10 protein-coding genes are annotated in these 11,703 nt (G+C 71.6%); 2 read left to right on the top strand and 8 right to left on the bottom strand.

Annotated elements, in window-relative coordinates; all coding sequences use genetic code 11:
- Positions 1-456: 456 nt before the first annotated feature.
- The 3 genes from D7W79_RS30265 to D7W79_RS30275 form a co-directional block, all read right to left on the bottom strand.
- Positions 457-1,836, bottom strand: a complete 1,380-nt coding sequence (locus tag D7W79_RS30265; protein ID WP_120528850.1) for a sigma-54-dependent transcriptional regulator — start codon at positions 1,834-1,836, stop codon at positions 457-459.
- Complete coding sequence (locus tag D7W79_RS30270; protein ID WP_120528851.1) at positions 1,818-3,296, bottom strand: sensor histidine kinase; 1,479 nt, start codon at positions 3,294-3,296, stop codon at positions 1,818-1,820. The genes D7W79_RS30265 and D7W79_RS30270 overlap by 19 nt, the downstream gene beginning before the upstream one ends.
- Before the next feature lie 100 nt (positions 3,297-3,396).
- The gene (locus D7W79_RS30275) at positions 3,397-3,588 is read right to left on the bottom strand and encodes a hypothetical protein (RefSeq protein ID WP_120528852.1); all 192 of its coding nucleotides are present in this window, start codon (positions 3,586-3,588) and stop codon (positions 3,397-3,399) included.
- 247 nt (positions 3,589-3,835) lie between these two features.
- On the opposite strand from D7W79_RS30275, the gene D7W79_RS30280 reads away from it, so the two are divergent.
- Positions 3,836-4,258, top strand: a complete 423-nt coding sequence (locus D7W79_RS30280; RefSeq protein WP_244222056.1) for a response regulator — start codon at positions 3,836-3,838, stop codon at positions 4,256-4,258.
- Here D7W79_RS30280 and dctA read toward each other — a convergent pair whose 3' ends face one another.
- From dctA to D7W79_RS30295, 3 genes are read right to left on the bottom strand one after another with little or no spacing between them, the layout of a single operon-like run.
- Positions 4,259-5,581, bottom strand: coding sequence for a C4-dicarboxylate transporter DctA (gene dctA / locus D7W79_RS30285; RefSeq protein ID WP_120528854.1), 1,323 nt, complete (start codon positions 5,579-5,581; stop codon positions 4,259-4,261). It lies immediately after the preceding gene.
- A gap of 14 nt (positions 5,582-5,595) precedes the next feature.
- Positions 5,596-7,377, bottom strand: a complete 1,782-nt coding sequence (locus D7W79_RS30290; protein WP_120528855.1) for a monovalent cation:proton antiporter-2 (CPA2) family protein — start codon at positions 7,375-7,377, stop codon at positions 5,596-5,598.
- 55 nt (positions 7,378-7,432) lie between these two features.
- Positions 7,433-8,212, bottom strand: a complete 780-nt coding sequence (locus tag D7W79_RS30295) for an SDR family oxidoreductase (RefSeq protein ID WP_120528856.1) — start codon at positions 8,210-8,212, stop codon at positions 7,433-7,435.
- A gap of 123 nt (positions 8,213-8,335) precedes the next feature.
- Between D7W79_RS30295 and D7W79_RS30300 the strand changes: the two genes are divergently transcribed.
- A complete protein-coding gene (locus D7W79_RS30300; RefSeq protein ID WP_120528857.1) occupies positions 8,336-9,256 on the top strand; it encodes a LysR family transcriptional regulator in 921 nt (306 codons plus the stop codon).
- Positions 9,257-9,258: 2 nt separating this feature from the next.
- Here the strand turns inward: D7W79_RS30300 and D7W79_RS30305 are convergent, their stop codons facing one another.
- On the bottom strand, positions 9,259-10,992 hold the full coding sequence (locus D7W79_RS30305; protein ID WP_120528858.1) for a sensor histidine kinase: 1,734 nt from the start codon (positions 10,990-10,992) through the stop codon (positions 9,259-9,261).
- A 112-nt stretch (positions 10,993-11,104) separates the two neighbouring features.
- On the bottom strand, positions 11,105-11,703 hold a 599-nt coding region (locus D7W79_RS30310), incomplete at its 5' end, for a CheB methylesterase domain-containing protein (protein WP_147442129.1).

Below are 11,703 nucleotides of genomic sequence, written 5' to 3' on the forward strand. Positions count from 1 at the left end.
GGCGGGAGCGTGGGCCATCGGCGGGGTCGTCGGGTACGGGGAGCGGGGTCCCTTCAGGTGGAAAACACGGCGTGCTTCGCGAGCGTGCCCGGCTTCAACGCCAGCACACGGAACCAGGATGGCGGAAGGCGTCCTGACCGCCCGTTGCGGGATTCATGGACTCGTGGATTACCGAGGGTAAGGAGAAACCTCCCGTAGGAAACGGGTCAGTGAAATACCTGTCGCCTGCTTCGCGCGCGAGGTCCGCCACGCGACAGAAGACAGGGGTCTGGACGGGAGCGGAGTGCATCCTCCTGGAACCATACCCCGCTCAAGGCAAAGCGGGGGCCCACCCCGAGGGATGACGGGCTTCCGCGCGGCACGCCACCCTCCGGGCCCCCAGCCGTGCGGCCATGGCGGAGGGTTGTGGCCGGAACGGATGGCGGCGGGTCCGCGGGGCCCCGGATTTTTCCCAGGTCAGGGTTTTTTTGCCTCCCGGGCCTCGGCATCGCCGCGCTCCAGCTTGCGGTACAGCGTCTTGCGGTCCACGCCCAGGATGCGCGCGGCGAGCGTGCGGCTGCCGCCCACGGCCTCCAGCACGCGGTGGATGTAGCGGCGCTCCAGCTCCTCCAGCGTCACCAGCTCCGACGCGTCCGTGTTCTCCGGCACCACGCGCGGCGTGCTGTAGTTGCGGATGCGCTCCGGCAGGTCGTCCACCGTGAGCTGCTCGAAGGACGTGAGCGCCACGGCGCGCTCGATGCAGTTCTGCAGCTCGCGCACGTTGCCCGGCCACCCGTAGGCCAGCAGGCGCTGCGCCGCCGCGGGGGACAGTCCCACCACCTTCTTGCCCGTGCGGGACGCGAACTGCTCCACGAAGCGCTGCGACAGCAGCAGCACGTCGTTGCCGCGCGCGCGCAGCGGGGGCAATTCCAGGCCAATGACGTTGAGCCGGTAGTAGAGGTCCTCGCGGAAGCGGCTCTCCTCCACCGCCAGCTCCAGGTCGCGGTTCGTCGCCGCGACGATGCGCGCGTCGAACGGCATCTCCGTGTCCCCGCCCACCGGGCGCACCACGCGCTCCTGCAACGCGCGCAACAGCTTCGGCTGGAGCGTCATGGGCAATTCGCCCACCTCATCCAGGAACAGCGTGCCGCCATTCGCCTTCACGAACAGGCCCGTGCGCGACGCCTTCGCGTCGGTGAAGGCGCCCTTCGCGTGGCCGAACAGCTCGCTCTCCAGCAGTTGCTCCGGCATGGCCGCGCAGTTGATGGCCACGAAGGGCCCCTCCTTGCGCCGGCCCCGGGCGTGGAGGGCTCTGGCGGCCACCTCCTTGCCGGTGCCGCTCTCACCGGTAATCAGCACCGTGGCGTCCACGTCCGCCACCCGGTCGATGAGCGCGTACGCCTGCTTGAGCGCGGGGCTTTCGCCCACGAGCGCGCCGTCGTCCTGGCGCTGGTCCAGGGCCTCGCGCAGCCGTCGCACCTCCGCGCGCAGGGCGCGGTGCTGCACGGCGCGCTCCAGCACCAGCACCAGGGCGTCCAGGTCGATGGGCTTGGTGATGAAGTCGTAGGCGCCCGCGCGGATGGCGGCCACCGCCGTCTCCAGGCTGCCGAAGGCCGTCACCACCACCACGGGGATGTCCGGCCGGTTGAGCACGATGCGCTCGCACAGCGCCAGGCCGTCCATGCCCGGCATGCGCAGGTCGGTGAGGACGGTGTCGAAGTCCTCGCCGGACAGCCGCTGGAGGGCCTCGTCCGCGGCGGCCACGGCCACGGGCTGGAAGCCCCGGCGCTGGAGGCCCTTCTCCACCATGGCGCGCATCTCGCGCTCGTCTTCGACAATCAGGATGCGGCCTGGCATGCGTGCGTCCCCGGCGGCAGGTAGATGGAGAAACAACTCCCACGGCCCGGCTCGCTTTTCACGTCAATCCAGCCGCCGTGGTCCCGCACCATCCCATAGGAGACGGACAGTCCCAGCCCTGTTCCCTCGCCCACGTCCTTGGTGGTGAAGAAGGGCTCGAAGACGTGGGGCAGCACGTCCGCCGGGATGCCCGAGCCCTCGTCCTCCACGTCCAGCCGCACCCAGTCCTGCTCCGCGCCGCCCACGTCCGCGGGGGGCGTGACGCGCACGACCTGCGAGCGCACCCGCAGGGTGCCGGGCCGGTGCATCGCGTGCAGGCCGTTCATCACCAGGTTCGTGAGCACCTGCTGGAACTGCCCCGCGTCCACCTCCACGGTGAACCCCGCGGGCACCTCCTGGGACAGCGTCACGCTCCGCTTGGTGGCCATGGGCTTGAGCAGGGACAGCGTGCGCTCCGCCAGCAGCGACAGGTCCTCCGGCGCGCGTGACGGCGTGCGCCGGCGAGCGAAGTCCAGCAGCTGCCGGATGATGCCGGTCATGTGCTGCGCCTGCTGGAAGATGATGCGGGCGCACTCGTTCACCTCGTCGCCCTCCGCCTCGCCGGAGGACACCATCTTCGCGCGGCCCATCACGACGTTGAGCGGCGTGCCCAGCTCGTGCGCCACGCCGGACGCCAGCTTGCCCACGGTGGTGAGCCGGTCCGCGTGGCGCAGGTGCTCCACCGTGGCCAGCCGCGCCGCCGTCTCCGACGCCAGCCGCGCCCGCGTCTCTTCCAGTTGCTCGCCCATCCGGTTCATGGCCACCGCCAGCGTCGTCAGTTCGTCGCCGCGCTCGCGCCGCAGGGGCACGCGCGCGGTGAGGTCGCCCTCGCCAATCCGTCCCGCCAGATGCACCAGCTGCTCCACGGGCCGGCCCACCAGCCGGCGGCCCATGGCCATGGCGGCGAGCAGGAAGAACACGGAGAGGGCCGCCGTGGCGATGACGGTGCCCACCACCGTGGTGCGCACGTGCTGCTCCTGCTCGGACAGCGACTCGGTGATTTCAATGGCGCCCATGCGCCGGCCCAGGAACACCGGCGTGTACGAGCGCAACACGCCCGGGCTGGTGGACGCGTCCATCATCCAGCCGTCATTGCCCGCGCGCAGGCTGAGCAGCAGGGCCGGGGGCAGCGCCGGCGCGAAGCCGGAGCCCGGCCCGCCATCCAGCCATACCCAACGCAGCCGCACCTGCTCCTGGAAGCGGTTGGCCTGGTTGAGGAGCGTGAGTGCTTCGGACTCGCCCGCCAGCTGCCACGCCTTGCCAATGGAGCCCGCCAGCGTGTGGCCGAGCAGGCGGTGGTCGTGCTGCGTGTCGGTTTCCGACCGGGCGAGCTCCCGGTTGACCTGGAAGGCCTGCAATCCGGCCATCACGGCGACGGCGAGCAGCACCAGGGCCAGGGTGAATTTACGAGCGAGCTTCACGGAAGAGGCAACCCCCGGTTCGTGCGTGAGGGGGAAGGAACACACGGACCGGGGAGGTACGCTACGAGTACCGCGGGTGCTGCGTCACGACGGCGTGTGACTAGTTGCTGCTCGAGCCTTCGGCCGGAGCGGCGGGGGCCTTCTGGCTGGTGCCCTGCTTCGTCTTCTTCGCCTTGGTGCCGGCCTTCGCCTGGGCGGCGGGCGCGCTCTTGGCGGGCTTGGCCTCGGCGGCGAAGGCGCCGGAGGCGAGGGACAGGGACAGACCGAGGACGAGGGCGGAAGTGCGCTTCATGGAGAGGCTCCGTGTCAGGGCCCGCGAGAAGTGGGGTGCGGGGCTGACAAGGGCTAGAGCATCGGCCATGCCAACCCGCGCCGCCGCCCCACCACCGGGTGACGCGCTGACAACGCGAGGCAGGATGGCCATGCATGCCTGGGGCACATTGCCCCGGCGGGGGCAGGATGCCCCGGCAACCCCATGGGCACGACGGATCCACGGCCTCGCAAGGCAGGTGGCATGCGCCGTGCTCCTCCGCACTCGAATGACGAACGCACCTCCCCAAGAAGAAGCGGCGCCCGCGGCGCGCATCCTGGTGGCCGAGGATGACGACGCGATGCGCGCGATGCTCGTGCGCACGCTGAGGCGCGCGGGCTACACGGTGGTGGAGGTGGAGGACGGCTACGAGCTGGGCGACTACGTGGCGATGATGCAGGGCCACGGCGGCACGCTCGTCCCGCCGGACCTCATCGTCAGCGACGTGCGCATGCCGGGGCGCACCGGCCTGGAGGCGCTCGGGCGTCTGCGTGACCAGGGCATCGCGTGCCCCGTGCTGCTGCTCAGCGCCTTCGCGGATGAGGAGACGCACGCGGAGGCCCTGCGGCTGGGCGCCCGGCAGCTCCTGGACAAGCCGGTGGACCTGGACGTGCTGAAGGCCGCGGTGCGCGACGCGGTGGCGCACCCCTGATCAGGCGGGGGTTCCCGCGTCGGCCGGCGGCGCTTCCGGCACGGGCTGGCCGTTGAGCTCCGCGCGCAGCCGCTCGCGGTCCAGCTCGTTCTCCCAGCGGGACACGACGATGCTGGCGACGCCGTTGCCAATGAAGTTGGTGAGCGCTCGCGCTTCGCTCATGAACCGGTCGATGCCCAGGATGAGCGCCAGCCCCGCCACCGGCACGGACGGCACCACGGCCAGCGTGGCGGCCAGGGTGATGAAGCCCGCGCCCGTCACGCCGGAGGCGCCCTTGGACGTGAGCATCGCCACGCCCAGCAGCGTCGCCGTCTGCGTGAGCGTGAGGTCCACGTTGAGCGCCTGGGCCACGAACAGCGCGGCCATCGTCAGGTAGATGTTGGTGCCGTCCAGGTTGAACGAGTAGCCGCTGGGCACCACCAGCCCCACGACGGACTTGGAGCAGCCCAGCCGCTCCAGCTTCTGCATCAGCGGCACCAGCGCGGACTCCGACGACGACGTGCCCAGCACCAGGAACAGCTCCGCGCGGATGTAGCGCAGGAACTTGAGGATGGAGAAGCCCGTCAGCCGCGCGACGACGCCCAGCACTCCGACGACGAACAGCACGCACGCCAGATAGAAGCAGCCCATGAGGCGCAACAGCGGCCCCAGGCTGGTGACGCCGTAGGCGCCCAGCGTGAAGGCCATGGAGGCCCCCGCGCCAATGGGCGCCAGCTTCATCACCGTGCCAATCATGTGGAAGAAGGCCTTGGAGAGCGCCTCGAAGAGGACGACCACGGGCTTCGCCACGGGGCCGATGGCCGTCAGCGAGAAGCCGAACAGCAGCGCCAGCAGCAGCACCTGGAGCAGGTCGCCCTCGCCGGTGAAGGCGTCCACGAAGGTGCGCGGGATGATGTGCAGGAGGAAGCCCGCGGTGGACTGGTCATGCGCCTGCTGGGCGAAGCGGGCCACGGCGCTCGCGTCCAGCGTGCGAGGGTCCACGTTGAAGCCCGAGCCGGGCTTGAGCACCGTCACCACCAGCGCGCCGATGATGAGCGCGAACGTGGAGATGACCTCGAAGTAGAGCAGCGCCTTGCCGCCCACCCGGCCCACCTTCTTCATGTCCGCCACGTTGGCCACGCCCAGCACCACGGTCAGGAAGATGACCGGGGAGATGAGCATCTTCACCAGCGCGATGAACGCGTCCCCCAGCGGCTTGAGCTTCACCGCGGTGGCCGGCGCGAGGTGGCCCAGCAGGCCCCCCGCGAAGATGGCGGCCAGCACGTACAGGTAGAGGCGGGAGGACTTCGAGTGGCCCGTCGTCCCGGTGGTTTCGGCGCTCATGGTCGTCCTCCCCCTCACACCGACTTCTGATCGGCCTCGTCCTTCTCGAACAGCTGCTCCAGCTCGCGGCGGGCGCGGACGATGACCTCCATCATCTTCTTCTCGTCCTTGAAGACCTTGGCGCTCTCCAGCATCAGGGTCTCGTCGTGCTCGCGGAAGCGCTCCACGGAGCGGCGGGCCTCCGCGAAGGTGAGGCCCATCTCCTGGAGCACGTCGCCGGCCATGACGAGGCTCGCGTCGAACGTCTCACGCACCAGGTGGGTGACGCCCAGGTCCAGCAGGCGGTACGCGTGCTCGCGGTTGCGGGCGCGCGCGTAGATGGTGAGGTGCGGGAAGTGCTCCTTCACCATCTGCGCGGTGCGCAGGGACGCGGCCATGTCGTCGATGGCCAGCACGAACACCCTGGCCTTCTCCGCGCGGGCCGCGCGCAGGAGGTCCAGCCGGGACGCGTCGCCGTAGAACACCTGGTTGCCGAAGCGCTGGATGAAGTCGATGTGCTCCGCGCTCGCGTCGATGGCGGTGAACCCGATGCGGCGGGCGCGCAGCAGGCGGGCCACCACCTGCCCCACGCGCCCCATGCCCGCGATGATGACCGGGTGGTCCTCTTCCGGGGCCACGTTGTACTCGCGCTGCGGGCCCTTCTTCAGGAAGCGCGGCGCCACCCAGCGCTCGTGCGCGGCGGACAGGAAGGGCGTCACCACCATGGACAGGCCCACCACCAGCACCAGCAGGTCCGCCTGCTCGCGGTCCATCACGTGGAAGGACACCGCCAGGGAGAAGAGGACGAAGGCGAACTCACCGCCCTGTGAAATCACCACCGCCAGGCTCACCGCGGAGCCCGGCTTCTGCAGCCCCACGCGCCCCAGCCCGTACAGCACCAGCGCCTTGAGGGCGGTGAGGCCCAGCACCAGGGCCAGCACGCGCAGCGGCTCGCGCGCGAGCAGCGCCAGGTTCACGGACATGCCCACGGCGATGAAGAACAGGCCCAGGAGCAGGCCCTTGAAGGGCTCGATGTCCGCCTCCAGCTCGTGGCGGTACTCGGACTCCGACAGCAGCACGCCCGCGAGGAACGCGCCCAGCGCCATGGACAGCCCCACCGCGCTGACCAGCGACGCGGTGCCCACGACGACGAGCAGCGCCGTCGCGGTGAACAGCTCCTGGCTGTGAACGCCCGCCACCGCGCGGAACACCGGCCGCAGGAGGTAGCGGCCCGCCAGCACCACCAGCACCACCACGCCCACGGCCTTCGCGGCCATCAGCCACCCGGGCTCCGTGGACGGCGTGTCCACCACGCCCAGCAGCGGCAGCGCGGCCAGGAGGGGAATCACCGCCAGGTCCTGGAACAGGAGGATGCCGAAGGCGAGCTGGCCGTGCTCGGTGGTGAGCTGGTTCTTCTCCGCGAGCAGCTGGAGCGCGAACGCGGTGGAGGACAGCGACAGGCCGAAGCCCGCGATGATGGCCGCGCCCCAGGACAGGCCCAGCACCTTCCCCACGACCGCGAGCAGCAGGCCCGTCAGCACCACCTGCGCGCCGCCCATGCCGAACACGGAGCGGCGCAGGTTCCACAGGCGCGACGGCTGCAGCTCCAGGCCAATCACGAACAGCAGCAGCACCACGCCCAGCTCCGCGATGTGGAGGATGTTCTCCACGTCGGAGATGAGGCCCGCGCCATACGGCCCGATGGCCGCGCCCGCCGCCAGGTAGCCCAGCACGGAGCCCAGCCCCAGCTTCTTGAAGAGGGGCACGGCGACGACCGTGGCGGCCAGGAACACCAGCGCCTGATGCAGAAAGGACATAAGGCGCCTGCATGGCACGCTGAAGGCCACCTCGGCAACAGGCGTGGGGTGCGGCTCAGGCCTGCTGGGTGGGCATGAGGGTGAGCTGCTGGAAGTTGATGTGCCGGGGCAGGGCGGTGGCGAAGGCGATGACGCCCGCGACCTCCTCGGGCGACATCCAGGTCAGGGACTTCCGGGCGCTGTCCAGCCAGGCCCGCGCGCCCGGGTCGGTGTTGCCCTCGTGCAGGGCCGTGTCCACCAGCCCCGGCTCCAGGGCCATGACGCGCACGAAGCGCGGGCCCAGCTCCGCGCGCAGGTGGCGGGACAGATGGGTGACGGCGGCCTTGGTGGCGCCGTAGACGTTGAAGTTCGGGAACACCGCCTGCGCGGCGACGGACGACACGTTGATGAGGTCCGAGCGCCCGCCCGCCTTCGCCGCAGCCAGCAGGGGCTCCACGAAGGTCTCCACGACGCGCACGCTGGCCTTCACGTTCAAATCAATCATCCGCTCCCAGTCCTCCGTGGGGTGTGTCTCCAGCGGCGTGGGCCGCATGTACCCGGCGTTGTTGAGGACCAGGTCCACGACGCCCAGCTCGCCCGCGATGGCCTTCGCGGCCTCCTTCACGGACCGCGCGTCCACCACGTCGGTGCCCAGGGCGAGCGCCCGGCCACCCCCTTGCGTGATGGTGGTGGCGAGCGCGTCCAGCCGCTCCTTGCTGCGTGCGAGCAGGGCGACGCTCGCACCGTCCCGCGCGAGGCGCAGGGCGGTGGCGGCGCCAATGCCGCTGGAGGCGCCGGTGATGACGGCGACGCGGCCGGACAAGGGAAGAGCGGCGGGGAGGGTGGGGGATGCCATGGGACGACTCCTGCTCGCGCTTGAGGAAGGGGACTGCCTTCGCGAGACAGGGCAAGGGATAGGAGACGGGCGCTTCCGGGAGTAGGTCTGGAATCCGGATGGACTCTTGAAGAAAGCTCAGGAATGGCGCTGACCCCACTCAATGCCTTGCACCAGTTCCTCGCCGTCGCCCGGCACCGCAGCTTCGCGGCGGCCGCGGCGGAGCTGGGCGTGTCCGCCTCCGCGCTGAGCCACACGGTGCGCCAGTTGGAGGAACGGCTGGGAGTGCCGCTGTTGTCGCGCACGACGCGCAGCGTGGCGGTGACGGCGGCGGGACGGCGGTTGGTGGAGCAGGCCGGGCCGGGCGTGGCGCAGGCGCTGGGGGCGCTCAAGGACGCGTCCTCGCGACCTGGGACGCTGACGGGCGCGCTGAGGCTGACGCTGCCGTCCACCGCGCTGCCCTTCGTGCTCACGCCGCTGTTGGCCTCGTTCCGCGAGCGCCATCCCCAGGTGGAGCTGGACCTGGTGGTGGAGAGCCGCAAGGCGGACATCGTCGCGGAGGGCTTCGACGCGGGCATCCGGCTGGAGGAGTACCTGGAGCGGGACATGGTGGCGGTGCGCATCGCGCCCGCGTTCCGCTTCATCGTGGTGGGCGCGCCGGAGTACCTGGAGCGCCACGGCACGCCGCTGAAGCCGAAGGACCTGCTCCGGCACGACTGCTTCACCTACCGCTCGTCCAACACGGGCGCGTTGCTGCCGTGGGATTTGGAGAAGGGCTCGCGCACGTGGCGGCTGCCGGTGCGCGGCACGGTCACCACCAACGACGAGCGCGTCTGGCTGGGGCTGGCGGAGGCCGGCCTGGGCCTGTCGTACGTGCTGGAGTCGCAGGTGGAGGCGCAGCTGAAGGCGGGCACGCTGCGCCGCGTGCTGGAGGAATACGCCGCGTCCGTGCCGGGCCTCTTTCTCTACTTCCCCAGCCGCGCGCAGGTGTCACCCGCGCTGCGCGCCTTCCTGGAGCATGCGCGCCAGGTGCTCACCCCTCCCTCGAGGAGGAAGGGGCGCTGAAGTCAGTGCTCGTAGGTGTCGCGCGGCCGCGACATGCCGCCGGCTGCCGCGGCCTGCGGGGCGGCGACGGCCATGCCCACGTGCGCCACGGGCAGCGTGAAGGTGAAGACGCTGCCGGTGCCCAGGATGCTCTCCGCGCGGATGGAGCCGCCGTGCGCCTCCACCAGGCCCTTGGCGATGGCCAGCCCCAGGCCGGTGCCGCGGGCAGCCGCGTCGCGCGCCTGCCAGTAGCGGTCGAAGATGTGCGGCAGCGCGTCCGGCGCGATGCCGTTGCCCGTGTCGCGCACGTCGAAGGACACCTCGCCGCCGCGCATCACCGCCTTCACCGCCAGCGTGCCGCCCGGCGGGGTGAACTTCACCGCGTTGCCCAGCAGGTTGCCCATCACCTGGAGCACGCGGCTGCGGTCGCACTTCACGCGCAGGCCTTCCGGGGGCAGGTCCGCTTCCAGGTGCAGCCCCTTGGCCTCCGCCAGCGGCCGGATGGCCTCCAGCGCCTCGGTGGCCAGCGCCACGGCGGTGTGCTCGCCCAGCTCCAGCGGCAGGTGCCCGGCCTCCAGGCGGCCCCAGTCCAGCAGGTCGGAGATGAGCCGCGACATGCGCTCGGCCGCGTCGTTGATGCGCGTGGCCTGCTTCGCCACCGCCTCGCCGCCCGGCTTGCCCGCGGTGCCGCGCAACAGCAGCGCCGCGCCCAGCTGCACCACGCCCAGCGGGTTCTTCAGGTCGTGCGACACGACAGCGAGCAGGTCCTCGCGCGCGCGAGCGGCCCGGCGGGACTCACCCACCAGCCGCGCGTTGTCGATGGCCAGGCTCGCGCGCAGGCACAGGTCCTCCGCCAGCGCCAGGTCGTCCGGGCCGTAGCGGCGACCGGAGCCGGAGCTCACGAACGTCACCGCGCCCAGCGTGTGGCCGCGCGCGCGCAGCGGGATGATCATGTACGAGCGCGCCTGCAGCGCCTCCAGCATCGCCGGGTGCGCGGGCTCCGCCGCCGCCGCGCGCAAGAGCGACTCCGTCACCGCCGGCACCAGCTCCGGTTCACCCGTGCGCAGCACGCGCAAGAGGCCCACCGGCGCGTCCTCGCGGAGCTCCGTGCGCGTGGGCAGGCCCCGGGCGCGCTCCTGCTGCGTCGGATCCAGGCACGCCACCGCCGCGCGGCCCACCCACGGGCCCTGCTCCAGCGCGTCCACCAGACACCAGTCCGCCAGGTCCGGCACCGCCAGGTGCGCGAGCAGCGTGTACATGCCCTGCGGGTCCGGCGGGTGCGTGAACAGCGTCGTCATCGCCTGGTACAGGAAGGACCGGCGGCGCTCGGCGGTCTCCACCTCCGCGCGCGCGGCCTGCTCCAGCTCCAGGGCGCGCGAGTAGACGGCCTCGGCTTCCGTGAGCGCCCGCGCCGTCACCAGCACGGCCGGGGACGCGTCCGCGTCCGTGCCCAGCGGCGTGAGCACCAGCGCGTGTCGGCGCACGCCCTGCGCGCCCGGCCAGGGCGCCTCCACGGTGGTGGACTCCCGCAGCGTCACCACCCGGACGCGCGCGGTCTCCAGCGCCGTCAGCGCCTCGTGCGGCAGGCCCAGCTCACTCCAGTGCCGCCCCGCCAGCTCTCCCGCCGCGCGCCCGAGCGCCCGGGCACCCGCGGCGCTGCACGACACCAGCCGGCCCGTGCCATCCAGCAGGTAGGCAGGGTCGGGGATGGCAGCGAAGACCGCTTCGTAGGCCAGACCAGTCGTGTGAGCAGTCATGAGGGGGGATGGGGCCGAACAGCGGCCCCATTGGACCCGATATTGACACGCCGACCCACGACCGTCATTCCGGCCACGAACCCCGAAGAATGAGTTTCACTCAGAGAACACTTCAGGGAAGGCGCAACCCGGGCTGGAAGAGCGCCAGCAGCCGGCGGGCGATCTGCCCGAGCGGCAGGACCTCATGCGCCAGGTTGGCGCCCACCACCACGGCGGGCATGCCGTAGACCACGGACGTCGCCTCGTCCTGGGCGATCACCCTCCCGCCCGCCTGGTGGAGGTCCCGGATGCCGTCCAGGCCGTCCTGGCCCATGCCGGTGAGCACCACGGCCAGGGCCGTCTGCCCGTAGGCCCGGGCCACGGCGCGGAACAGCCAGTTGGCGGAAGGGCGGAAGCCCTGGATGGGGGCGGCGCCGGACACCTGCGCGCGGTGGTCCATGGTGACGCCCAGGTGCTTGTCGTCCGGGGCCAGGTACACGGTGCCGGGGGTGAGCGGCTCGCCGTCCTCGGCCACCTTCACGCGCAGCTTCGTGGCGGTGCCCAGCCACGTGGCCAGGCCGTTGCCGAAGCCCAGCGCGATGTGCTGCACCAGCAGGATGGGGGGCGGGGGCGTGGCCTGTCCGCCCAGGTCGGACAGGATGCGGTAGAGCGCGGCGGGGCCTCCGGTGGACGCGGCCATGGCCAGCACCGCGGGCGCGCGGGGGCTGGGGG

This window comes from Corallococcus exercitus (assembly GCF_003611585.1).
GTDB classification, from domain to species: Bacteria; Myxococcota; Myxococcia; order Myxococcales; family Myxococcaceae; genus Corallococcus; species Corallococcus exercitus.